The organism is Streptomyces sp. GbtcB6 (genome assembly GCF_019091475.1).
Classification (GTDB): domain Bacteria; phylum Actinomycetota; class Actinomycetes; order Streptomycetales; family Streptomycetaceae; genus Streptomyces; species Streptomyces hyaluromycini.
The window spans coordinates 187,259-211,840 of record NZ_JAGXJL010000004.1; the positions used below are offsets into that span (position 1 = coordinate 187,259).

Annotated in this window: 18 protein-coding genes and 1 tRNA gene; 10 read left to right on the top strand and 9 right to left on the bottom strand. The window is 69.2% G+C overall.

Annotated features, from left to right (window positions below):
* Window positions 1-60 precede the first annotated feature (60 nt).
* Both KVT45_RS08765 and KVT45_RS08770 read left to right on the top strand, forming a co-directional pair.
* A complete protein-coding gene (locus KVT45_RS08765; protein WP_217545943.1) occupies window positions 61-552 on the top strand; it encodes a hypothetical protein in 492 nt (163 codons plus the stop codon).
* Window positions 553-933: 381 nt separating this feature from the next.
* Complete coding sequence (locus KVT45_RS08770; protein ID WP_254646484.1) at window positions 934-4,968, top strand: WD40 repeat domain-containing protein; 4,035 nt, start codon at window positions 934-936, stop codon at window positions 4,966-4,968.
* A gap of 225 nt (window positions 4,969-5,193) precedes the next feature.
* Here KVT45_RS08770 and KVT45_RS08775 read toward each other — a convergent pair.
* The 9 genes from KVT45_RS08775 to dnaA all read right to left on the bottom strand — a co-directional run bounded on the left by KVT45_RS08775 (window position 5,194) and on the right by dnaA (window position 18,018).
* Window positions 5,194-5,270 (bottom strand) — tRNA-Ile (locus KVT45_RS08775).
* A 111-nt stretch (window positions 5,271-5,381) separates the two neighbouring features.
* A complete protein-coding gene (locus tag KVT45_RS08780; protein WP_217545944.1) occupies window positions 5,382-6,164 on the bottom strand; it encodes a DUF3566 domain-containing protein in 783 nt (260 codons plus the stop codon).
* Between the two features lie 19 nt (window positions 6,165-6,183).
* Window positions 6,184-8,778 (bottom strand): DNA gyrase subunit A, encoded by a 2,595-nt coding sequence (gyrA, locus tag KVT45_RS08785; RefSeq protein WP_217545945.1) that lies wholly within the window; start codon window positions 8,776-8,778, stop codon window positions 6,184-6,186.
* A gap of 42 nt (window positions 8,779-8,820) precedes the next feature.
* Window positions 8,821-10,884 carry a DNA topoisomerase (ATP-hydrolyzing) subunit B gene (gyrB, locus tag KVT45_RS08790; protein WP_308310680.1) on the bottom strand — a complete coding sequence of 688 codons (2,064 nt, stop codon included), beginning with the start codon at window positions 10,882-10,884 and terminating at the stop codon, window positions 8,821-8,823.
* 374 nt (window positions 10,885-11,258) lie between these two features.
* Complete coding sequence (locus tag KVT45_RS08795) at window positions 11,259-11,810, bottom strand: DUF721 domain-containing protein (RefSeq protein ID WP_217545946.1); 552 nt, start codon at window positions 11,808-11,810, stop codon at window positions 11,259-11,261.
* On the bottom strand, window positions 11,807-12,928 hold the full coding sequence (gene recF / locus KVT45_RS08800; RefSeq protein ID WP_217545947.1) for a DNA replication/repair protein RecF: 1,122 nt from the start codon (window positions 12,926-12,928) through the stop codon (window positions 11,807-11,809). The genes KVT45_RS08795 and recF overlap by 4 nt, the downstream gene beginning before the upstream one ends.
* Window positions 12,929-12,978: 50 nt before the next feature.
* Window positions 12,979-13,854: a phosphogluconate dehydrogenase (NAD(+)-dependent, decarboxylating) gene (gene gnd / locus KVT45_RS08805; RefSeq protein ID WP_217545948.1), complete on the bottom strand. Its 876-nt coding sequence runs from the start codon at window positions 13,852-13,854 to the stop codon at window positions 12,979-12,981.
* 177 nt (window positions 13,855-14,031) lie between these two features.
* Window positions 14,032-15,162 (bottom strand): DNA polymerase III subunit beta, encoded by a 1,131-nt coding sequence (gene dnaN, locus KVT45_RS08810; RefSeq protein WP_217545949.1) that lies wholly within the window; start codon window positions 15,160-15,162, stop codon window positions 14,032-14,034.
* A 954-nt stretch (window positions 15,163-16,116) separates the two neighbouring features.
* A complete protein-coding gene (gene dnaA, locus KVT45_RS08815) occupies window positions 16,117-18,018 on the bottom strand; it encodes a chromosomal replication initiator protein DnaA (protein WP_217545950.1) in 1,902 nt (633 codons plus the stop codon).
* Between the two features lie 374 nt (window positions 18,019-18,392).
* On the opposite strand from dnaA, the gene rpmH reads away from it, so the two are divergent.
* The 8 genes from rpmH to KVT45_RS08855 all read left to right on the top strand — a co-directional run bounded on the left by rpmH (window position 18,393) and on the right by KVT45_RS08855 (window position 24,456).
* A complete protein-coding gene (rpmH, locus tag KVT45_RS08820) occupies window positions 18,393-18,530 on the top strand; it encodes a 50S ribosomal protein L34 (protein WP_015659252.1) in 138 nt (45 codons plus the stop codon).
* A gap of 21 nt (window positions 18,531-18,551) precedes the next feature.
* Entirely contained in the window at window positions 18,552-18,923 is a 372-nt protein-coding gene (gene rnpA / locus KVT45_RS08825) for a ribonuclease P protein component (protein WP_089100455.1), read from the top strand.
* Window positions 18,920-19,285, top strand: coding sequence for a membrane protein insertion efficiency factor YidD (gene yidD / locus KVT45_RS08830; protein WP_093500828.1), 366 nt, complete (start codon window positions 18,920-18,922; stop codon window positions 19,283-19,285). Before rnpA ends, yidD begins: the two co-directional genes overlap by 4 nt.
* Window positions 19,286-19,288: 3 nt before the next feature.
* Window positions 19,289-20,599 (top strand): membrane protein insertase YidC, encoded by a 1,311-nt coding sequence (gene yidC, locus KVT45_RS08835; RefSeq protein WP_217545951.1) that lies wholly within the window; start codon window positions 19,289-19,291, stop codon window positions 20,597-20,599.
* 15 nt (window positions 20,600-20,614) lie between these two features.
* Complete coding sequence (locus tag KVT45_RS08840; protein WP_089100458.1) at window positions 20,615-21,127, top strand: R3H domain-containing nucleic acid-binding protein; 513 nt, start codon at window positions 20,615-20,617, stop codon at window positions 21,125-21,127.
* A gap of 119 nt (window positions 21,128-21,246) precedes the next feature.
* On the top strand, window positions 21,247-21,963 hold the full coding sequence (gene rsmG, locus KVT45_RS08845; RefSeq protein WP_217545952.1) for a 16S rRNA (guanine(527)-N(7))-methyltransferase RsmG: 717 nt from the start codon (window positions 21,247-21,249) through the stop codon (window positions 21,961-21,963).
* Between the two features lie 298 nt (window positions 21,964-22,261).
* Complete coding sequence (locus KVT45_RS08850) at window positions 22,262-23,335, top strand: ParA family protein (RefSeq protein ID WP_217546188.1); 1,074 nt, start codon at window positions 22,262-22,264, stop codon at window positions 23,333-23,335.
* On the top strand, window positions 23,332-24,456 hold the full coding sequence (locus tag KVT45_RS08855) for a ParB/RepB/Spo0J family partition protein (RefSeq protein ID WP_217545953.1): 1,125 nt from the start codon (window positions 23,332-23,334) through the stop codon (window positions 24,454-24,456). The genes KVT45_RS08850 and KVT45_RS08855 overlap by 4 nt, the downstream gene beginning before the upstream one ends.
* The last annotated feature ends 126 nt before the right edge of the window (window positions 24,457-24,582 follow it).

Below are 24,582 nucleotides of genomic sequence, written 5' to 3' on the forward strand. Positions count from 1 at the left end.
CCCCCACTCACCCGCAGCGACCCTCTGCCCCATCACCGCACTCCCAGCGAGGAGGCACAGATGATGACCGACCCCTCGAAGTCCCCCTCGAAGTCCCCCTCTGATTCCCTCTCGGCGGACACCCTGAGGCAGCTACACTCGGCGCGCGCCCACAGTGCCTACGAGCGTGCGGTGGCCGCCTGCCGGCACGCGGGGATCGACCCCGCCGCGGCGCAGACCGTACCGACGAGTCCGGTGGGCCGGGCCGCGAACGCCCTCCGGCTGTCGGCCCAGTCGCTCGCCGCCCTGGCCGGCACCGCACCCGATCCGGCGGCGGACGCCCGCTGCGCCCGCAACGCCGCCGCCACCGCGGCACTGGCCGCGCAGGTGGCCGGTTCCCTGGACGAGCGCGCCGCGACGGCGACGGCCCTGCGTGCCGCCCTGACCGCATCCCAGGCGGCCGCGACGGCGGCCGGCGGCACGGCGGCAGGACAGGACGCGGCTCTGAACGCGAAGGCAGACGACGCGGAGGAACGCGCGGCCGCGGCGGCCCGGACGGCGGGCTGGATGTGATCCCGTGCCGTTCGGCACCGGTCCCTCCCCACGTGGGGACCGGTGCCGAACGGCGCGGGTGGTGTCGGGCCGCGCACTGGGACCGGATACCTGCTCAGTGCGCGGGAGCAGCTCGTGTCGTACGGCCACTCCGGCGGAAGGCCGCCGGTCGAAGGTGACCGAGAACATGCGGTGCCGTGAGCTGTCTCTGCGAATGCTGAGCTGGTCGGCCGGTCGGGGCGACGCCCGATCACCGCGGTGCTGCGGCGAAATCCTGCCAGTCGAGGAGCCCGTCTGAGGAGGGCAGGACGTCCGGTCCAGGGCTTCTCCGCAGGTCAGCCGTATAAAGTGAGTTTTCCGGTCCGGATGGCCAGCAGCGGGGAAAGTAAGGGGTGGAGTGCTTTGGGTCCCGATGCAGGGGCACGCACAGCCTTCGCGGAACGCCTCGCGTTGCTGTACAAGGAGGCCGGTAATCCTCCGCTCAAACGCGTCGCCGAAGCGGTCGACCGGCTGCATCGCGTCGACGAGCGGGGCCGGCCCGTGCGGGTCTCCGCGCAGCGGATCAGCGACTGGCGGCGGGCGAAGAACGTGCCCGCCCAGTTCGTCGCCCTCTCCGCCGTCCTGCAGGTCCTGATCCCGCAGGCTCGCCGCGCCCAGCCGGTGCCGGTGTCCGGCGGGCTCTACGACATGACCCAGTGGCAGAAGCTGTGGGAGCGGGCCGTGGCCGACCCGGTCGGCGAGCTGCCCGCAGCGGAAGCGGCCGAGGAGACGGACCAGCCGCCGCCGACCGACAGCGTCTGCCCGTACCGGGGCCTGGCCTCCTACCGCCGTGAGGACGCCCGCTGGTTCTTCGGCCGGGAGCGCAGCACCGACGCGCTGGTCGCCCAACTCCGTTCCGCCGAGGCGGACGGCGGTCTGGTGATGCTGGTCGGCGCCTCGGGTGCGGGAAAGTCCTCGCTGCTGAACGCCGGCCTGGTCACCGCGCTGCAGAGCGGCGCCCTGGCCGATGACGAGGGCCGCCCGCACCACATCCTTCAACTCGTCCCGGGTGCGGACCCCGTGAAGGAGCTGATCCGCCGCATACCCGAGCTGGCCGAACTGGCAGACCCCGACGATCCGGACGCCGTACGACATGCGGTCACGGCCTGGACCCGACGCGAAACCGGTCCCGTGCCGACCAAGACCGGGTCGACCGTCGATGTTTCACGTGAAACATGGCGTCCCTCAAGGCACGATCCCGCCCGTCCAGTCCTCATCGTCGACCAGTTCGAGGAGACCTTCACCCTCTGCACCGACGAGGCGGACCGGCGCACCTTCGTCCAGTTCCTGCACGCGGCCAGCACCCCCGCCGCTTCCGGCGAACCGGCCCCCGCCCTGGTGGTCCTCGGTATCCGTGCCGACTTCTACGAGCAGTGCCTCGGCTACCCGGAGCTGGCCGACGCGCTCCAGCACCGGCACATGGTGCTCGGCCCGCTGACCACCGCCGAGCTGCGTGAGGCGGTGACCGCTCCCGCCAAGGCCGTGGGCCTGGAGCTGGAGCCCGGCCTCGCCGAGCTGATCGTCCGGGAGGTGAGCGCGGACGGTCCGCGGGGCGCCCACGACGCCGGTGCCCTCCCGCTCCTCTCCCACGCCCTGCTCGCCACCTGGCAGCGCCGCAAGGCGGGCCGGCTGACGCTGGCCGGCTACCGGGCCGCCGGCGGCATCCAGGGCGCCGTCGCCGCGACCGCGGAACGCGCCTGGTCCAGTCTGGACCCGGCCGCCCGCACCGCCGCCCGGCTGCTCCTGCTCCGCCTGGTGCGGCTCGGCGAGGACACCCAGGCGACCCGCAGACGTTGCACCCGGCGCCAGCTGGCCGCGGAATCCACCGACCCGAACAAGACGGAGGAGTCACTCGAAGCCCTGGTCCGGGCCCGGCTGGTGACCCTCGACGCCGACACCGTGGAGATCACTCACGAGGCGTTGCTGCACGCCTGGCCCCGGCTGCGCGAGTGGCTCGACGAGGACCGCAACGGCAATCTGCTGCGGCAGCGCCTGGAGGAGGACGGCCGGTCCTGGGACGAGTCGAGCCACGACTCGTCCCTGCTCTACCGCGGTTCACGGCTCGAACAGGCCCACACCTGGGCGAAGTCGGCCGGAGACACCTACCTGACCCGCAGCGCGCTGGAGTTCCTGGCGGCCTCGGTACGGCTGCGCCGGCGCACGGTGTGGCTCAGCCGGGCCGCCGTGTCGGCGCTGGTCGTGCTCGCGGTACTGGCCGCCGGCTCCGCCGTGATCGCCCGGCAGCAGCGGGACGACGCGGTTTTCGAGCAGGTGGTCGCGGAGGCCGACCGCTTCCAGTACTCGGACCCGTCGCTGTCCGCCCAGCTCGACCTGGTGGCCCACGACCTGCGCCCGGACGACGAGGGCGCCAACAACCGCCTGATATCCATCGTCAACGCCCCGCTGGCCACCCCGCTGCTCGGCCACACCGGCGCGGTCTACCTCACCTCCTTCAGCCCCGACGGCAAGACCCTGGCCACCGCCGCCTACGACCGCACGGTCCGGCTGTGGGACGTCAGTGACCCGACCCGGCCGAAGGCCCTGGGCAAGCCCCTGCTCGGCCACACGAGCTGGGTCTCCAGCGCGGTCTTCAGCCCGGACGGCAAGACCCTGGCCAGCGCCGGCGACGACGGCACCGTACGGCTGTGGGACGTCTCCGACCCGAAGCACCCCGCCTCCCTGGGCTCCCCGCTGGCCGGCCACGACGGCACCATCTACCTCGTCGCCTTCAGCCCGGACGGCCGTACCCTGGCCGCCGCCGACGAGGACCACACCGTCCGGCTGTGGGATGTGCACGACCCGCGCCACCCCGCTTCGCTGGGCACCCTCACGGGCCACTCCGAGGCCGTGCGCTCCATCGCGTTCAGCCCCGACGGCCGCACCCTCGCGGCCGGCAGCGACGACAACTCGATCCTCCTGTACGACGTCTCCGACCCCCGGCGCCCCGAGCGCGTCGGCGCTCCGCTGACCGGGCACACCGCGACCGTGCACTCGGTGGCCTTCAGCCCGGACGGCCGCACCCTCGCCAGCGGCAGCAAGGACGACACCGTACGGCTGTGGGACGTCTCGGACCGGACGCACACCAAGGCCCTCGGCGCGCCGCTCACCGGCCATACCGGGCCCGTCTGGTCGGTGGCCTTCAGCCCCGACGGTTCCATGCTCGCCGCGGGCAGCGCGGACTCCACGGCCAGCCTGTGGAACGTCGACAACCCGGCCTTCCCCTCCCAGGTGGGTGAGCCGCTCGCGGGCAGCAGCGGCGAGATGTACGCCGTCGGCTGGAGCCCCGACGGGCAGACCCTCGCCACCGGCAGCGGTGACGGCAAGGTGCGGCTGTGGTCGATCCCGGGTTCGGACATGATCGGCGCGGCGGGGGCGTTCAGCCCGGACGGCCGCGTCCTGGCCACCGGCGGCGGTGACAGCAGGATGCGGCTGTGGAACATCACGGACCCGGCCCGGCCCACCGCGCTCGGCGAACCGTTCACGACCGGGTCGCGGGACCTGCGCTCGATGGTGTTCACCCGGGACGGCCACACCCTGATCATCCTGACCAGCGAGGACAACCTCAGCTGGGTGCAGCTGTGGAACGTCTCCGACCCCGCGCACCCCGCCCAGTACGGTGCGCCGGTCCGGCTGAACACCCGGTACGCAGGCTCCGAGGCGCTGGCCCTGAGCCCCGACGGGCGCACCGTGGCCGCCGACTACGACGACCGCACGGTGCAGCTCCTGGACATCAGCGACCCTGCCCACCCCAAGCGCCTCGGCGAGCCCCTCAGGGGCCACACCGGTTACGTCAACGCGCTCGTCTTCAGCCCGGACGGCAGGACCCTGGCCAGCGGCAGCGCGGACGGCACCGTACGCCTCTGGAACGTCTCCGACCGGACCCGTGCCAGGCCCCTGGGCGCCCCCCTCAAGGGCCACCTGGGCCCCATCAACACCCTCGCCTACAGCCCCGACGGGCGCACCCTGGCCAGCGGCAGCGACGACGACACGGTCCGTCTCTGGAACGTCTCCGATCCCGCGCACGCGACCCGGCTGGGCGTGGTCCTCACCGGCCACACCGAGGCGGTCGTCTCCCTGACCTTCAGCCGCGACGGCAGGACCCTGGCCAGTGGCGGCAACGACAACACGGTCCGCCTCTGGAACGTGTCGTCCCCGTCCTCGGCCCACCCCATCGGCCAGTCCATGAGTCCCAACGCCAAGACGGGCAACTTCCTCTCCTTCAGCCCGCGGAGCAACATGCTGGGCGTCTCCAGCGGCGCCGACACGGTCCGCCTGTGGAGCCTGGACGTCGACCAGGCGGTCACCCGCATCTGCTCGGTCACCCGCGACGTCCTGACGCCCGCCAAGTGGCGCGAGTACCTCACCCGCCTCACCTACGACCCGCCCTGCGACGCCTGATCCACCCCCATCCCCGACCGCCATTGAGTGATCCCGATCACAACTGCTCATGACGGCCGAGAAGTTGACTCCCACCGCACAGGCCACCTTGTTAGGCTGGCCGCAGCCCGGTCGCTGGTGCATCCCCCGTCGCCAGCGATCGGGCCTTTTCATGCCCTGCCGCATGAACCACACCCCATGAACGCCGAAGACCCCCGATCCGTCCGGACCGGGGGTCTTTCGTGCTGGTGGGGCTAACAGGATTTGAACCTGTGGCCTCATCCTTATCAGGGATGCGCTCTAACCAACTGAGCTATAGCCCCGCCGCGCTCTGCGGTGTGTGTCCCGCGCGCTGACTCCTGAAGATTAGCGCACGACCGGGGCAGTCCCAAAATCGGTTGTCGGGGGAGCGTCAGGAGAGGTTTGAACTCCGGTTACTCGTCCTCGGCCAAGGTCAGCTCGATGCCGCCGACGAAGCCCGCGGAGAGGTTGTAGATGAACGCGCCGAGGGTCGCCAGCGCCGTCGCGAGGACGACGTCGATGACCGCGATGATCGCCGTGAACGTCAGGACGTGCGGGAGGGAGAGGAACGACTGGAGGTCGAAGCCGTTCGACTCGTTCGAACCGGTCGCCTCCGAGATCGTGCCGCCGACCGTCGAGAACACGCCCATCGCGTCCAGGACCATCCACAGCACCGCCGCCGCCACGATCGAGCAGATGCCCAGCGCGATGGAGAGCAGGAAGCTGACCTTCATCACCGACCAGGGGTCGGCCTTGGCGACCCGCAGCCGGGCCTTGCGGGTGCGCGGGGCGGTGCGCGTACCGGCGCCGGTACGCGGCCGTCGTACGGCCCCCGAGGGCGCCTGTGCGGGCTGCCCCGCCGGGTAGGCCTGCGGCGGGTGGTAGGGCCCGGCGGGCTGCTCGGCACGCCGTTCCCCGGGCAGCGGGGACGTGCCCTGCTGCTGCGGCTGCGCGGCCGCCGGCAGGTCGCCCGGCGCGGCCTGCCCTCGGGCGTCGGTCACAGATCCCCCCTGCGATCCCTGTGCGTCCGGCGCAGGCGCCTTCACGGGCGCCTTGATCGCCTTCAGCTGAGTCGTGTGCGTGTCCGCCTGCTGCGGCGCACCGCCCCCGTCGGACGCGGCGGAGCCACGGCCGCCGCCGTCCGCCTCCGTACCCGTAGAGGTACCGGCCGATCCGGCGCCCGTGGCTCCGCTCACGATGACTCTCTCCTCGTGCCTACTCGGCCGAGGGCGCCTCACCCTCGTCCGTACCGCTGGTCTCGACACCCTCGGCGGTCTCGTCAACGGCGTCCTCGCCGTCGACTTCCTCCGCCTCGCTGCCGGCCTCGGCGTTACGTGCGATGCCGACGACGGCATCGCGCTTGCCCAGGTTGATCAGTTGGACGCCCATGGTGTCACGGCCCGTCTCCCTGACCCCGCTGACTCGCGTACGAATCACACCGCCGGACAGGGTGATGGCGAGGATCTCGTCGTTCTCCTCGACGATCAGCGCGCCGACCAGCGAACCGCGGTCCTCCACGATCTTGGCGGCCTTGATGCCGAGGCCGCCGCGGCCCTGGACGCGGTACTCGTCGACACGGGTCCGCTTCGCGTACCCCCCGTCGGTGGCAGTGAACACGAACGTACCGGGTCGAACAACATTCATCGACAGAAGTTCATCGTCCGCGCGGAAACTCATGCCCTTGACACCGGAGGTGGCCCGGCCCATGGGGCGCAGAGTGTCGTCGGAGGCGGTGAACCTGATCGACTGTGCCTTCTTGCTGATCAGAAGCAGATCATCGTCCGCCGAAACCAGCTCGGCACCGATCAGTTCGTCATCGGAACCGTCCTCGCGCTCCCGCAGGTTGATCGCGATGACACCGCCGGAACGGGGCGAATCGTAATCCTTCAGAGGCGTCTTCTTGACCAGACCGGCCTTGGTGGCCAGCACCAGGTAGTCCGCCGCGTCGTAGTCCCGGATCGCGAGGATCTCGGCGATCGCCTCGTCCGGCTGGAAGGCCAGCAGGTTCGCCACGTGCTGACCGCGCGCGTCCCGGCCGGCGTCCGGCAGCTCGTACGCCTTCGCCCGGTACACCCGGCCCTTGTTCGTGAAGAACAGCAGCCAGTGGTGCGTGGTCGAGACGAAGAAGTGGTCGACGATGTCGTCTTCCTTGAGCTTCGTACCGCGCACGCCCTTGCCGCCGCGCTTCTGCGCCCGGTAGTCGACGGTCTTGGTCCGCTTGACGTAGCCGCCGCGCGAGACCGTGACGACGATGTCCTCCTCGGCGATCAGGTCCTCGATGGACATGTCACCGTCGTAGGGCACCAGCATGGTCTTGCGGTCGTCGCCGAACTTCTCCACGATCGCGGCGAGCTCGGCGCTGACGATGCCGCGCTGCCGGACCGGCGAGGCGAGGATCTCGTTGTACTCGGTGATCTTCGCCTGGAGTTCGTCGTGCTCCTGGATGATCTTCTGGCGCTCCAGGGCGGCCAGTCGCCGCAGCTGCATCTCCAGGATGGCGTTGGCCTGGATCTCGTCGATCTCCAGGAGGTCCATCAGGCCCGTACGCGCGATCTCGACGGTGTCACTGGCCCGGATCAGCGCGATGACCTCGTCGATCGCGTCCAGCGCCTTCAGCAGACCGCGCAGGATGTGCGCCCGCTCCTCGGCCTTGCGCAGCCGGAAGCGCGTCCGGCGCACGATGACCTCGATCTGGTGCGTCACCCAGTGCCGGATGAACGCGTCCAGGGAGAGGGTGCGCGGCACGCCGTCCACCAGCGCCAGCATGTTGGCGCCGAAGTTGGACTGGAGGTCGGTGTGCTTGTACAGGTTGTTCAGGACGACCTTGGCGACCGCGTCCCGCTTCAGCACGATGACCAGCCGCTGGCCGGTGCGCGAGGAGGTCTCGTCGCGGACGTCGGCGATACCGCCGACCTTGCCGTCCTTCACCAGGTCGGCGATCTTCTGCGCGAGGTTGTCGGGGTTGGTCTGGTACGGCAGTTCCGTGACCACCAGGCACTGGCGGTTCTGGATCTCCTCGACCTCGACGACCGCGCGCATGGTGATGGAGCCGCGCCCCGTGCGGTACGCCTCCTCGATGCCCTTGCGGCCGACGACCAGCGCGCCGGTCGGGAAGTCGGGTCCCTTGATGCGCTCGATCAGCGCGTCCAGGAGCTCCTCGTGCGAGGCCTCCGGGTTCTCCAGGTACCACTGGGCACCGGCCGCGACCTCGCGCAGGTTGTGCGGCGGGATGTTGGTCGCCATACCGACCGCGATACCGGCGGAGCCGTTGATCAGCAGGTTCGGGAAGCGGGCCGGCAGGACGGTCGGCTCCTGGGAGCGGCCGTCGTAGTTGTCCGTGAAGTCGACGGTCTCCTCGTCGATGTCGCGGACCATCTCCATCGACAGCGGCGCCAGCTTGCACTCGGTGTACCGCATGGCGGCCGCCGGGTCGTTGCCCGGGGAGCCGAAGTTGCCGTTGGAGTCCACCAGCGGCATCCGCATCGACCACGGCTGGGCGAGGCGCACCAGGGCGTCGTAGATGGAGGAGTCGCCGTGCGGGTGGTAGTTGCCCATGACGTCGCCGACGACACGGGCGCACTTGTAGAAGCCGCGCTCGGGGCGGTAGCCGCCGTCGTACATCGCGTACAGGACGCGGCGGTGCACGGGCTTGAGGCCGTCGCGGACGTCGGGCAGCGCGCGGGACACGATGACGGACATCGCGTAGTCCAGGTACGAGCGCTGCATCTCCGTCTCGAGCCCGACGGGCTCGACGCGCATCACGACCTCGCCGCCCTCTTCAGGGGTGACGGGAGTGTTCTCGTCGGTCATAGCTGGTCAAGATCCTTCCTGGTGCGGTCAGCTGAGACCGACTCAGATGTCGAGGAAGCGGACGTCCTTGGCGTTGCGCTGGATGAACGCGCGGCGGGCCTCGACGTCCTCGCCCATCAGGACCGAGAACAGGTCGTCGGCCTGGGCGGCGTCGTCCAGGGTGACCTGGCCGAGGACCCGGTGCTCCTGGTCCATCGTGGTGATGCGCAGCTCCTCGGCGTTCATCTCGCCGAGGCCCTTGAAGCGCTGGATCGAGTCCTCGCGGACGCGCTTGCCGCGCTGCCGCCCCATCTCGAGGAGCGCGTCGCGCTCGCGGTCCGAGTACGCGTACTCCGTGTCGTCCCGGCCCCACTTGATCTTGTAGAGCGGCGGGCGGGAGAGGTACACGTGCCCGGCCTCGACCAGCGGCCGCATGAAGCGGAACAGGAAGGTCAGCAGCAGGGTGGAGATGTGCTGGCCGTCGACGTCGGCGTCCGCCATCAGGATGATCTTGTGATAGCGGAGCTTCTCGATGTCGAAGTCCTCGTGCACACCGGTGCCGAAGGCGGAGATCAGCGCCTGGATCTCCTGGTTCTGCAGGATCTTGTCGATCCGCGCCTTCTCGACGTTGAGGATCTTGCCGCGGATCGGGAGGATCGCCTGGTACTGCGGGTTGCGGCCGGACTTGGCCGAGCCGCCGGCGGAGTCACCCTCGACGATGAAGATCTCGCACTTGGTGGGGTCGTTCGACTGGCAGTCGGAGAGCTTGCCCGGCAGGGACGCGGACTCCAGGAGACCCTTGCGGCGGGTGAGGTCCCGGGCCTTGCGGGCCGCCACGCGCGCGGTGGCCGCCTGGATGCCCTTGCGGATGATGTCCGCGGCCTCGACCGGGTTGCGGTCCAGCCAGTCGTTCAGGTGCTCGTAGACCGCCTTCTGCACGAAGGTCTTGGCCTCCGTGTTGCCCAGCTTGGTCTTCGTCTGGCCCTCGAACTGCGGCTCGCTCAGCTTGACCGAGATGATCGCGGTCAGACCCTCGCGGATGTCGTCACCGGTGAGGTTGTCGTCCTTCTCGCGGAGCAGCTTCTTGTCGCGCGCGTACTTGTTGATCAGCGAGGTGAGCGCCGCGCGGAAGCCCTCCTCGTGGGTGCCGCCCTCGTGCGTGTGGATGATGTTGGCGAACGAGTACACGCCCTCGCTGTAGCCGCTGTTCCACTGCATGGCGACCTCGAGGGACAGGCTCTTGTCCTTGTCCTCGGCCTCCAGGTCGATCACCGTCGGATGCACCACGTCGCCCTTGCGGGAGTTGAGGTACTTCACGAAGTCGACGATGCCGCCGTCGTAGTGGTACGTGACGGTCTTGACCTCGGCCTTCTCGTCGGCGCCGGCCTCGTCCGCCCCGGCCACCGCCTTCGCCGACTCGCGCTCGTCGGTGAGCCGGATCGTCAGGCCCTTGTTGAGGAACGCCATCTCCTGGAAGCGCCGCGACAGCGTCTCGAAGGAGTACTCGGTGGTCTCGAAGATGTCCGGGTCCGCCCAGAACGTGACCGAGGTGCCGGTCTCGCCGGTCTCCTCGTGCTTGACCAGCGGAGCCGTGGGGACGCCGAGCTTGTAGTCCTGCGTCCAGCGGTGGCCGTCGGTCTTGATCTCGACGGACACCCTGGACGACAGCGCGTTCACGACGGACACACCCACACCGTGCAGACCGCCGGAGACCGCGTAACCGCCACCGCCGAACTTGCCGCCCGCGTGCAGCACGGTCAGCACGACCTCGACGGCCGGCTTGCCCTCGGACGCCACGATGCCGACGGGGATGCCACGGCCGTTGTCGACGACGCGCACGCCGCCGTCGGCCAGGATCGTCACGTCGATCGTGTCCGCGTGGCCCGCCAGAGCCTCGTCGACAGAGTTGTCCACGACCTCGTACACAAGGTGGTGCAGACCGCGCTCGCCGGTGGAGCCGATGTACATACCGGGTCGCTTGCGGACCGCGTCCAGCCCTTCGAGGACGGTGATGGCGCTGGCGTCGTAAGAGGCGGTGACCTCACCGTTCGCGCCGGCGTCGGTGGACGGGATGTTCTCGTTGGGGTTGCCGGAATCGGCCACGAAGCGCCCTTTCTGGCACAGCACGAGCCAGGCTCGTCGGCGGGTTGCCGGAGCGGCTGCGGCATGTTGCGTTGGTAAGCCTTGATCAGCGTTGCTCAGCTTTTCCCGGGCGGTCCCCACGTTCGGGGCGGGATTGTCTTCCAGTCTACCGGTAGCGCCGACAGTGATGGGGGTTTGCCGGTACCTGAGTCCGCATGTGCCGCCCTGAACCCGCCTCCGCCGACTCCCGATATGTGGATGGGGGCTCCAAGAGGCTCACGGAGGCACTCAGCGCTTCCGGCTGTCAACCCTTGGCTACTCCGGGGTCAGGTCGCGATTCGCAACCGCGTGCAGTGGTACGACGATCAGCCGGGGCAGCCGTACGACGGCTCCGCACCCGGCTCGTGGCGTGACGCAAGTCACCCGTAGGTATCGCCGGGACCGGTGCTTCCGGGGGCGCGCAACGGGCCGTAGCGCCGGGCCGGACCGCCCGGATTGAGCACCTTGATCATGCGTACGGTGCCGTGCCCCAGGTCCTCGTTCAGGCGGGCGACCAGCGCGGGTGCCAGATGGCGCAGCTGGGTCGCCCAGGCCGTCGAGTCGCACTGCACGACCAGCACGCGCTCGTCCTCGTCGTAGCGCTGCGGCACACAGTGGTTGGCCAGATCATCACCGACGATCTCCGGCCAGCGGCCCATCACCCCGCCCACCGCGGCCGGCGTCTCCCAGCCCCGCTCGGTGATCAGCCGGTTGATCGCGGAACCCAGCGCCATCGGGTCACGGCCGTCGGCACGCGCCCCGGAGCGCAGGCCACCGCGCCGCGCCTGCTTCTTCTGCTGCGCCGCGTCCCCACGCGCGCGTGCCGCCTCCTTCGCCGCCCGCAACGCCACGCGCGCGAGATCGACACCGGAGGCCTCGGGCGTCTTCTGGGACGTTTTCTGGGACGTCTTCTTGGGCTCGTCGGCGCTCATGCCCGCTCCACCGTCCCGTCGGCCACCGCGTAGCGCGTACCCGTGAGGATGTGCGGTACGTCGTCGTCCACAGCGGCGGTGACCAGCACCTGCTCCCCGGGCGCGACCAGCTCCGCCAGCCGCTCCCGGCGCCGGGCGTCCAGTTCGGCGAACACGTCGTCGAGCACCAGCACCGGCTCGTTCCCCTCGGCACGCAGCAGGTCGTACGACGCGAGGCGCAGCGCCAGCGCGTACGACCAGGACTCGCCGTGCGAGGCGTACCCCTTGGCGGGCAGCTGCCCCAGCTTGAGCGCCAGGTCGTCGCGGTGCGGACCGACCAGCGTCACGCCCCGCTCGATCTCCTGCTTCCGGGCGTCCGCCAGGGCCGCCATCAGCTGGGTGTACAGGTCCTCGCGCGTATGGGCGTCGCCGGGCGCCGACGGCTTGTACTCCAGCGCGACGGGACCGCCGCCCGGCGCCAGCTGCTCGTACGCCTTGTCTGCGAGGGGCTGGATCGCGGCGACCAGGTCGAGCCGCTGGGCGAGCAGCTCGGCGCCCACGCGCGCGAGGTGCTGGTCCCACACGTCGAGCGTGGACAGGTCCATGGACCGACCGCCGTGCCGCCGGGCGAGGGCCGCGCTCTTCAGCAGGGTGTTCCGCTGCTTCAGCACCCGCTCGTAGTCGGACCGCACGCCCGCCATCCGCGGCGACCGCGCGGTGATCAGCTCGTCCAGGAAGCGACGCCGCTCGCCGGGATCGCCCTTCACCAGCGCGAGGTCCTCGGGCGCGAACAGCACGGTCCGTACGATCCCCAGGACGTCACGCGGCCTGACCTGCGAGGACCTGTTGATGCGGGCTCGGTTGGCCTTGCCGGGGGTGAGCTCCAGCTCGACCAGCTGCTGCCGGTCGCCCTGCCGGACCTGCGCCCGGATGACCGCCCGGTCGGCGCCCATGCGGACCAGGGGGGCGTCGGTCGCGACCCGGTGGCTGCCGAGGGTGGCGAGATAGCCGACGGCCTCGACGAGGTTGGTCTTGCCCTGGCCGTTGGGGCCGACGAAGGCGGTGACGCCCGGGTCGAGCGGGACCTCGACCCGGGCATAGGAACGGAAGTCGGCCAGCGACAGATGCGTGACGTGCATGGGTGTTTCGCCGACCTCCCCGTGACCTGCTACTTCGTCTCTACTACGGCTTACTTCGCCGCTACGGCGTGGCCGCCGAACTGGTTGCGCAGCGCGGCGATCATCTTCATCTGCGGCGAGTCCTCCTGCCGGGAGGCGAACCGCGCGAACAGCGAGGCGGTGATCGCGGGCAGCGGCACCGCGTTGTCTATCGCGGCCTCCACAGTCCACCGGCCCTCGCCGGAGTCCTGTGCATAACCCTTCAGCTTGTCCAGGTGCTCGTCCCCGTCGAGGGCGTTCACCGCGAGGTCGAGCAGCCAGGAACGGATGACCGTCCCTTCCTGCCAGGAGCGGAAGACCTCGCGCACGTCCGTGACGGAGTCGACCTTCTCGAGCAGCTCCCAGCCCTCAGCGTAGGCCTGCATCATCGCGTACTCGATGCCGTTGTGGACCATCTTCGCGAAGTGGCCCGCGCCGACCTTGCCGGCGTGCACCGAACCGAAGTCGCCCTCGGGCTTCAGCGCGTCGAAGACCGGCCGGACCTTCTCGACGTGCTCGGCGTCTCCGCCGTACATCAGCGCGTAGCCGTTCTCCAGGCCCCAGACACCGCCGGAGACCCCGCAGTCGACGAAGCCGATGCCCTTGGCGGCCAGCTCCTCGGCGTGCCTCTCGTCGTCCGTCCAGCGGGAGTTGCCGCCGTCGACGACCACGTCACCGGGCTCCAGGAGCTCGGCCAGCTCGTCGATCGTGGACTGCGTCGGCGCCCCGGCCGGGACCATCACCCACACCACGCGCGGCCCGCTGAGCTTTCCCACAAGCTCTTCCAGGCTGTGGACATCGGCGAGGTCCGGGTTGCGGTCGTATCCGACGACGGTGTGGCCCGCGCGGCGGATCCGCTCGCGCATGTTGCCGCCCATCTTGCCGAGGCCGACGAGACCGAGCTCCATCAGTTGGTTCCTTAGGTTGCGGTGTGGCAGGAGAGGCACGTTCGTACCCGCGTCCGAGCCTAATCGCCACCCTTTGCGCACAGTTGTGGGCATAGCCGCTCACCTGGGAAAACCCACCGGGCCTCGGTGCCGGGTACCCACAGGGGAGACCCGGCACCGTGCACAGCTGTGGACAACTCAGCCGCTGAGCCGCACCGGCATGATCAGGTACTTGTACGCCTCGTCCGCCTCGGCATCCACCGCCGGCTTCCCGCTCAGCAGCGCCGGCTTGGTGGACGTCGTGAACGACAGCTGCGCCACCGGAGAGTCGATCGCGCTCAGGCCGTCCAGCAGGAACGTCGGGTTGAAGGCGATCGAGACGTCGTCGCCCTCCAGCTGTGCGTCGACCCTTTCCACAGCCTGTGCGTCGTCGCTGGAGCCGGCCTCCAGGATCAGCACACCCTGCTCGAAGCTGAGCCGCACCGGCGTGTTCCGCTCGGCCACCAGGGCGACGCGCTTGACGGCCTCCACGAAGGGGGCGGTCTCGATCACGGCGACGGAGTTGAACTCGGTCGGGAACAGCGAGCGGTACTTCGGCAGGTCGCCTTCGAGCAGCCGCGTGGTCGTGCGCCGGCCCGCGCCCTCGAAGCCGATGAGGCCCTCGCCCGCGCCGGAGCCGGAGAGGGCCAGGATGACGCTGTCGCCGCTCGTGAGGGCCTTGGCGGTGTCCAGGAGCGTCTTGGCGGGCACCAGGGCGACCGCGGAGGCCTCCGGGTTCTCCGGCTTCCACAGGAACTCGCGGACCGCGAAACGGTAGCGGTCGGTCGAGGCCAGGGTGACCGTGTCGCCCTCGATCTCGATGCGCACACCGGTCAGCACCGGCAGCGTGTCGTCACGCCCGGCGGCGATGGCCACCTGGGAGACCGCGGAGGCGAAGACCTCGCCCGGGACCGTGCCCGTCGCGTTCGGCATCTGCGGCAGGGACGGGTACTCCTCCACCGGCAGGGTGTGCAGCGTGAACCGGGACGATCCACAGACCACCGTGGCCCGTACACCGTCTGTGGAAATCTCCACCGGCCGGTTGGGGAGCGCACGGCAGATGTCGGCGAGCAGCCGGCCGGAGACGAGGACCGTGCCCTCCTCATCGACCTCGGTCTCGACGCTGACCCGCGCGGAGACCTCGTAGTCGAAGCTGGACAGGCTCAGCTGGCCGTCCTCGGCCTTCAGGAGCAGGCCGGCGAGGACCGGCGCCGGCGGACGGGCCGGGAGGCTGCGTGCCGCCCAGGCCACTGCCTCCGCGAGTACGTCGCGTTCCACCCGGATCTTCACCGTAAGCCCGCCTCCTGCTGTTGCCGGGGCTTCTCGCCCTGCTGCGTCTTCGTCGTCTGTCTCGGTGTCGTCGGCCCCGGGGAGGGGAAGAACACCGGGGACCAGTCTGACGCACCGCACTGACAGCTGGTGCCTCTCGGGGTCAAGTCGTGACGAGGCGCGGTCAGAGGCCGGAGAGCGAGTTGTGCACAGGGCCCTCTTCGAAACGGATTCCGAGCTCTCTCTAGTTGTCAGTAGTAGTAGGGCCTGTGGATACCGTGGATAACCTCGTTTGCCCAGCTCAGGGCCGAGATTTTGTCCACTGCCCCTGTGGGTGGAACCGGTGGACAACTGGGTGTCGCTGTGGAGAACAGAAAGTTCTGCACACGCCATGCACAGCCCGAGGGGAGTTCTCCCCAACACCGTCCCCAGCTTTACCCACCTTTCCCACAGCCCAACCTGGCAGCTTCGTGTGACGCCTTTCACTCGACTCGGTGAGGAGGCGCGTCGGGTTGCCGAACAGTGGACAGCGGTGTGGAGAAGCTGGGCATCGCTGGGGACAACCGCCCCTCAGCCTGTGGGCTACCGGTGGACAACTTCATACACAGCCTGTGGATCTTTTCGTCGTCCACAGTCTGTGGAGATCCGTTGTCCACGATTCCACAGCCACCTGAGCTGCCCAGATGCGCTTTCAACCCCCAGCCTGTGGACGACGCTCGGGACAACTTCACAGTCCCCAGGGTGTGGACGCAAGAAAGTCGGCAAATCTGTGGAGGACGCCCGTAACCAGGCCGGTAATCGAACAGTGGGGGGTGTCTGCTTGCGACCCCGTTCAGGGCACGCGCCCCGCCAGGGGCGCGGGGAACTGCGCGACCAGCCCCCACCGGGCCCGCAGTGGCTCACTCCCGCAACCACCCCAGGACGCCAAAAGGCGCCCCCGGGATCTCTCCCAAGGGCGCCCTGAACGCCGTAGAACTAGCCGTTCTTGATGCGGTTCGTCAGCTCCGTCACCTGGTTGTAGATCGACCGCCGCTCAGCCATCAGCGCCCGGATCTTCCGGTCGGCGTGCATCACGGTCGTATGGTCCCGGTTCCCGAACTGCGCCCCGATCTTCGGCAGCGACAGATCCGTCAGCTCCCGGCACAGGTACATCGCGATCTGCCGCGCCGTGACCAGCTGCCGGCCGCGCGAACTGCCGCACAGGTCCTCGACGGTGAGCCCGAAGTAGTCCGCGGTCGCCGCCATGATCGCCGTGGCGCTGATCTCCGGCGTGGAGTCCTGCCCCCCGGGGATCAGGTCCTTCAGCACGATCTCGGTGAGGCCGAGATCGACCGGCTGGCGGTTGAGCGACGCGAACGCCGTCACCCGGATCAGCGCGCCCTCCAGCTCACGGATGTTGCGCGAGATGCGGGAGGCGATGAACTCCAGGACCTCCGGCGGCGCGTTCAGCTGCTCCTGCACCGCCTTCTTGCGGAGGATCGCGATCCGCGTCTCCAGTTCCGGCGGCTGGACGTCGGTGATCAGACCCCACTCGAACCGGTTCCGCAGCCGGTCCTCCAGCGTGACCAGCTGCTTGGGCGGCCGGTCGCTGGAGAGCACGATCTGCTTGTTCGCGTTGTGGAGCGTGTTGAAGGTGTGGAAGAACTCCTCCTGCGTCGACTCCTTGTCCGCGAGGAACTGGATGTCGTCGACGAGCAGGATGTCCATCTCGCGGTAGCGCTTGCGGAAGCTGTCGCCCTTGCCGTCGCGGATGGAGTTGATGAACTCGTTGGTGAACTCCTCCGAACTCACGTACCGCACCCGCGTGCCCGGGTAGAGGCTCCGCGCGTAGTGCCCGATCGCGTGCAGCAGGTGCGTCTTGCCGAGTCCCGACTCCCCGTAGATGAAGAGGGGGTTGTACGCCTTGGCGGGCGCCTCGGCGACGGCGACCGCGGCCGCGTGTGCGAAGCGGTTGGACGCGCCGATGACGAACGTGTCGAAGAGGTACTTCGGGTTCAGGCGGGCGGTCGGCTCGCCGGGGCCGCCGGCCTGTGCGGGCTTCCCGCCGTGGGTCCCGGGCCCGCCGGCGCCCGGCAGGTCCGGCCGTCCGGGACCGCCCCGGTGTCCCTGGCCCGGCCCGCCCGAGGACTCGGGCATCTCACGGCGCCCGGAGTCCCGGTCGTAGTCGGACCGGTCGTAGTCGGGTCGCTCGTAGTCGGGGCGCGGCGGTTCGTACTCCGCGCGCTGCTGCTCGTACGGCGGCCGCGCCGGCTGCTGCTGCGGGCGGTACTCCTGGCCGTACGAGTCCTGGCCGCCGTAGCCGTCCGAGCGGTACGCGTCCTGGGACGGCGAGGCATAGGGGTCGCGCTCGGGGAAGCCGAGCCGCGGCTGCTGCCAGCCGTACTCGTCCTGCCCGGGGCGCGGCCAGGCGCCGGGCTCGGGGCGCTGGTACTCGGAGGGGTAGGCGGGGCGGGCGATGGGGAGCTGGTCGCGGCCGCCCTGGTCCGGCAGCTGGTCGGCGCGGTGACGGCCGTACCCTCCGTCGTACTGCGACGACGGGAGCTCGGACTCCTCGTAACGCTGTGTCTTCACGGGGGGCGCCGGCGGGGCCGGGGGCTCGCCGGCGGACTCGTCCACGGTGATCGCGATCCGGATCGGGCGCCCGCACTCGCGGCTCAGGGTCTCGCTGACGATCGGTGCGAGACGGCCCTCCAGTACGTTCTTCGCGAATTCGTTCGGTACGGCGAGCAGGGCGGTGTCCGCGACCAGCGCGAGCGGCTGGCAGCGCCGGATCCAGTGTTCGTCCTTCGTCTCCACTCCCTGACCGCGGCCCTCACCGAGGAGCTGCTCCAGTACTCGTGGCCACACTGCGGCAAGATCGGCAGGTACGTCAGCCACAGGGCACGCTCTCTCACAGGTCCCACGAACGTGTGGTTCGAGGACGGGTCGGGATGAATATCGGGTCGGGCGGGGATAAAGGAACGAATCGGAGTTCAGCCACGGTAGTCAGCGTGGCGGGTGCGGTTCAAGTTGTTGTCCCCAGCCTGTGGATAGTGTCTCTCCGTCACTGCTGGTTTGACCGAATGGCGTAGCCCCGCGTACCGTAACCAGGTCGAGTTGTCGATGGCTGCTGCCGCCTGCCTCCGATGGGCACAGATCGCTGAAGGTGATCGGGAAGCGGTGCACTCGGGCGTGATGCGAGCTACTCGTGGGCGCACGGTGACAGCCAGGATGGCACCCGCCACCACCGATTTGATTTCTGGAGCCCCCGAGTGAGCAAGCGCACCTTCCAGCCGAACAACCGTCGTCGCGCGAAGACCCACGGCTTCCGCCTGCGGATGCGCACCCGTGCCGGCCGCGCGATTCTCGCGAACCGTCGTGCCAAGGGTCGCGCCAGCCTGTCCGCCTGATCCCGATCAGGTCATGACGTCGTGCTGCCTACCGAGCATCGGCTGAGGCGGCGCGAGGACTTCGCGACCGCGGTACGACGGGGTCGCCGGGCAGGCCGCCCGTCCCTCGTCGTCCACCTTCGTAGCGGTGCCACGGACCCGCACGCGCCTGGGGAGAGCGCTCCCCCGACGCGTGCGGGTTTCGTCGTGAGCAAGGCCGTGGGTGGTGCCGTTGTGCGCAACACAGTGAAGCGCAGACTGCGTCATCTGATGCGTGAGCGAGTCGCCCTGTTTCCCCCCGGTAGCCTGGTAGTCGTACGAGCGCTGCCCGGAGCGGGCGACGCCGACCATGCACAGCTGGCCCGAGACCTGGATGCCGCCATCGAGCGGCTGCTGGGAGGGGGCGCGCGATGAAGTACCCGCTGCTGGCTCTGATCAAGCTCTACCAGTGGACGATCAGTCCGCTGCTGGGGCCGGTGTGCAAGTACTACCCGTCGTGCTCCCACTACGGCTACACGGCCATCGACCGGCACGGTGCGATCAAGGGCACGGCACTCACGGCCTGGCGCATCCTGCGGTGCAATCCGTGGTCGCTCGGTGGTGTGGACCATGTCCCGCCGCGCAAGCGCCCGCGGTGGCACGAAATGCTGCGTGACGCCTGGCGTGCACGCAGGGGCGGGCCCTCCGCCGCCGAACCGGCCACCGAGGAGAAGCCTCCTTCCGAGCTTCCTTCGAGCCCGGCCGCAGAGACTTCGTCCCATGCCCAAGGAGCATGATTAGTGGACACGATTGCCAGCCTGTTCAGCTTCATCACGACACCCGTCTCATGGGTCATCGTCCAGTTCCACTCGGTGTACGGGAAGATCTTCGGTCCCGACACGGGCTGGGCCTGGGGCTTGTCCATCGTGTCCCTGGTGATCCTGATCCGCATCTGCCTGATCCCGCTCTTTGTGAAGCAGATCAAGGCGACCCGGGCCATGCAGACGCTGCAGCCCGAGATGAAGAAGATCCAGGAGCGCTACAAGAACGACAAGCAGCGTCAGTCCGAAGAGATGATGAAGCTGTACAAGGAGTCGGGCACCAACCCGCTCTCCTCGTGCCTTCCCATCCTGGCGCAGTCCCCGTTCTTCTTCGCCCTGTACCACGTGCTCAACGGCATCGCGACGGGCTCGACGATCGGCGTCATCAACGAGTCGCTGCTCGCCAGTGCCCGTAAGGCCCACATCTTCGGGGCCCCGCTCGCCGCGAAGTTCACGGACGGCTCCTCGAAGGTGGAGGCGCTCGGCGCCTCCCTCACGGACGTCCGGGTCGTCACCGCGATCATGATCGTCCTGATGTCGGCGTCGCAGTTCTACACGCAGCGCCAGCTGATGACGAAGAACGTCGACACCACGGTGAAGACGCCGTTCATGCAGCAGCAGAAGATGCTGATGTACGTCTTCCCGGTCATGTTCGCCGTCTTCGGTATCAACTTCCCGGTCGGTGTCCTCGTCTACTGGCTGACCACCAACGTGTGGACCATGGGCCAGCAGATGTACGTCATCCGCAACAACCCGACCCCGGGTTCCAAGGCCCAGGCCGCCTACCTGGAGCGCCTCACCAAGCACGTCACGCACCACGGCAAGACCCGTCGGCGCAGCGAGAAGACCATCGTCAAGGCGATCGTCGCCAAGGGCCGGGACCGCAACGAGTTCGAGCGCACGTTCATCAACGCGCTGACCAAGGCCGGCCTCACGGCCCAGGCCGACGGCACCGTGGTGACGGGCGAGGCCCAGGCCGTCGCGCAGACCGAGGACGGCGTCACGGCCACCGGTGCCGCCAAGCGGCAGCAGCCCAAGCGCCAGAGCAAGGCCCAGCGGCAGTCCGGCGCAGCGAAGGCGCCCGGAGACTCCACGTCGGACTCTTCGGACTCGTCGGATTCGGCTGATTCGGCGGACACCACGACCTCGCTGGAGAAGGCCGACGAGCCGCAGGACGCCAAGCCGGCTGCCCAGCAGGCCCCGAAGGGCGGCTCGAACGGCCGCAGCAGGGCCCAGTCCGGTCAGCGCAAGGGCGGTCCGCAGCGCCCCAAGTCCCCGTCCAAGAAGTAAGAAGGAGCCCATCCCGTGACGGAAGGCACCACCTCCGCCGCTGCCGAGGGTGCAGACACCCTGACCCGCCTGGAGCAGGAGGGCGAGATCGCGGCGGACTACCTTGAGGGCCTGCTGGACATCGCCGACCTCGACGGCGACATCGACATGGATGTCGAGGCCGACCGCGCCTCGGTGTCGATCATCAGCGACTCGGGCGGCCGCGACCTGCAGAAGCTGGTCGGCCGCGACGGCGAGGTGCTGGAGGCGCTTCAGGAGCTGACCCGCCTGGCCGTGCACCGGGAGACCGGTGACCGTAGTCGGCTGATGCTCGACATCGCGGGTTACCGAGCCAAGAAGCGCGCCGAGCTCTCCGAGCTGGGCGCCAAGGCCGCCGCCGAAGTGAAGAACACCGGCGAGCCCGTGAAGCTCAAGCCGATGACCCCGTTCGAGCGCAAGGTCGTGCACGACGCGGTCAAGTCCGCCGGTCTGCGCAGCGAGTCGGAGGGCGAGGAGCCGCAGCGGTTCGTCGTCGTACTGCCCGCCTGAGCGGTCCCCCCGTTGTACCGGCCCCGTCTGTTGAGCAGGCGGGGCCGAACTTTGTCAGCCTGGTAGTTCTGGTGGCCGGTGCGTGGAGCGCCGGCGCTGTACGGAAGGACGGTCCCCCCGTGACGGAGGCTGCGGAGCTCCCCCCGGCGCCCGAGCAGGCGCGGGAAGTGTTCGGTGACCGCTTCGCCGATGCGGTCCGCTACGCGGAACTGCTCGCCGAGGCAGGCGTGCAGCGTGGTCTGATCGGCCCACGGGAAGTGCCCCGTCTGTGGGAGCGCCACCTGCTGAACTGCGCGGTGCTCTCGGAGGCCGTCCCCGAGGGGGTGACGGTGTGCGACGTGGGTTCCGGGGCCGGGCTGCCGGGCATTCCGCTGGCGCTGGTCCGTGAGGACCTCAACATCACCCTGTTGGAGCCGTTGCTGCGGCGCACCAACTTCCTGACCGAGGTCGTCGAGCTGCTCGGTCTGGACCATGTGACCGTGGTGCGGGGCCGCGCCGAGGAGGTCATGGGCAAGCTGCCTCCGGTGCATGTGGTGACGGCCCGTGCCGTGGCCCCGCTGGACCGGCTGGCCGCCTGGGGCATCCCGCTGCTGCGTCCCTACGGCGAGATGCTCGCCCTCAAGGGGGACACGGCGGAGGAGGAGCTGAAAGCCGCGTCTACCGCGCTGACGAAGCTCGGCGCGGTGGCCACATCCATCCTGCATGTGGGTGAGGGCGTGGTGGATCCGCTGTCGACCGTCGTCCGTGTGGAGGTCGGGGAGAGCCCGGGCGGTGTGCGCTTCGCAGCCAAGCGCGCGAAGGCAGCCCGCACGGGGAGGGCGCGTAGGCGCCGCTGATCCGTCCTGACGACCAGACGTACTCCACACAAGCTGCCAAACCTACGCATGACGGAGTGTCGCGGCTTTTCGGTACCGCTCGCTGTGCATCGTGTTTCACGTGAAACGTCGCTCACTGCTACACGGCATCATCGGCCGGGGCCGCGCCGCGGCCGAACCGCGCGACCGAAAGCCTCTTGGTTCCCTCAGAGAGGGGGTCTCTGGTGACACTCCGTCCTCCCCCCGGGGCACGGAGTTGTCCACAGAGGTGGATTTCTCCACAGAACACCAGGCCTCACTGGTTCACGACCCCGAAGGCATGGGAGGCTCTGTTCATTGCGAGCCTGAAGTCGAGGAGAGTGAATCCTTGCGGTCCGACGCCAACATCGCGGGACCGATGACCGATCCGGTCCCCGGTCCCCGTACCGAGTCGATGGGGGCGGATGTTTCACGTGAAACACCGCCTCCTATGGACGACACTCCCATCGGTCGTGCTGCCCAACTCGCTGTGGAGGCTCTGGGCCGTGCCGGCGAAGGTCTGCCACGTCCGGAGCAGACCAGAATCATGGTGGTCGCCAACCAGAAGGGCGGTGTTGGCAAGACGACCACAACGGTCAACCTTGCCGCGTCCCTGGCCCTGCATGGCAGCCGCGTCCTGGTGATCGACCTCGACCCACAGGGCAATGCGTCCACTGCGCTGGGTATCGACCATCACGCCGAAGTTCCGTCCATCTACGACGTGTTGGTCGAGAGCAAGCCGCTGGCCGAGGTCGTCCAGCCGGTGGTGGACGTCGAGGGTCTCTTCTGTGCTCCCGCCACGATTGATCTCGCCGGTGCGGAGATCGAGCTGGTGTCCCTGGTGGCACGGGAGAGTCGGCTGCAAAGGGCGATCCAGGCGTATGAGCAGCCGCTGGACTACATCCTCATCGACTGCCCGCCCTCGCTCGGCTTGCTGACGGTCAACGCGCTCGTCGCGGGTGCTGAGGTGCTCATCCCGATCCAGTGCGAGTACTACGCGCTGGAGGGCCTCGGCCAGCTGCTGCGCAACGTCGACCTGGTACGGGGGCACCTCAACCCCGACCTGCACGTGTCGACCATCCTGCTCACCATGTACGACGGCCGGACGCGTCTCGCCTCCCAGGTCGCGGACGAGGTGCGCAGCCACTTCGGCGACGAGGTGCTGCGGACGAGCATTCCCCGCTCGGTCCGCATCTCAGAGGCGCCGAGCTACGGGCAGACGGTACTGACCTACGATCCTGGATCTAGCGGTGCCCTCTCCTACCTTGAGGCGGCCCGAGAAATCGCGCTGAAGGGCATCGGGGTCAGTTACGACCCGACGCAGGCCCATATCGGCGCTCAGACCAACCCGAACATGGTGGAGGGGATCCAGTGAGCGAGCGACGGAGGGGGCTGGGTCGTGGGCTCGGTGCACTGATCCCAGCTGCCCCGACCGAGATGAACCCGGCCCAGACGGCCGTGGGGGGAACGGTAGCGCCGTCCCCCACCGCGGTTCCGGTGCTGACGACCGACCGTGGGGTCGCCGCGGCCAAGGTGACGACGCTGCCGGCTGTTTCACATGAAACCGAGGAACCGTCGGTGTTCGGAGTTGGAGGCGTGGAGACGCCTGCACCTCCGATGGGCGCTCACTTCGCGGAGATCCCCCTCGACGACATCACGCCGAACCCGCGTCAGCCGCGTGAGGTCTTCGACGAGGACGCTCTTCAGGAGCTGGTCACCTCCATCCAGGAGGTCGGCCTCCTCCAGCCCGTCGTCGTACGGCAGTTGGGCCCTTCCCGCTACGAGCTCATCATGGGCGAGCGGCGCTGGCGGGCCTGCCGTGAGGCCGGCCTGGACGCGATCCCGGCGATCGTCCGGGCGACGGACGACGAGAAGCTCCTCCTGGACGCGTTGCTGGAGAACCTGCACCGCGCCCAGCTGAACCCGCTGGAAGAGGCCGCCGCCTACGACCAGCTGCTGAAGGACTTCAACTGCACGCACGACCAGCTGGCCGACCGCATCGGGCGCTCCCGCCCGCAGGTCTCCAACACCCTGCGACTGCTGAAGCTCTCCCCGGCGGTCCAACGCCGGGTGGCCGCCGGAGTCCTGTCGGCCGGGCACGCCCGGGCGCTGCTCTCCGTCGATGACTCGGAGGAGCAGGACCGGCTGGCCCACCGGATCGTCGCCGAGGGGCTGTCGGTGCGGGCCGTCGAGGAGATCGTGACCCTCATGGGCTCGCGACCCCAGACGACGACGCGCGCCAAGGGACCGCGGGCCGGCGCCCGCGTCTCCCCGGCGCTGAGCGACCTCGCGACCCGGCTCTCGGACCGCTTCGAGACGCGGGTGAAGGTCGACCTGGGGCAGAAGAAGGGCAAGATCACCGTCGAGTTCGCCTCGATGGAAGACCTTGAGCGGATCCTCGGCTCGCTCGCCCCGGGCGAGGGGCCGGTCCTGCACCAGGGCCTCCATGACGGAGACCCCTCGGCCTCTGAGGGATCCGAGGAGTTCGAGGACTGACCATCCCGCCGACCGGACGTTTCCCGTCCGGTCGGCGCCTTGTCGCTCAGAGAGCGGACTGTGTCCGGTGTGTATCGGAACGCGGTCCGCTCTTTGCTTTCAGGCGGTATCGATGGAATCGCTGTG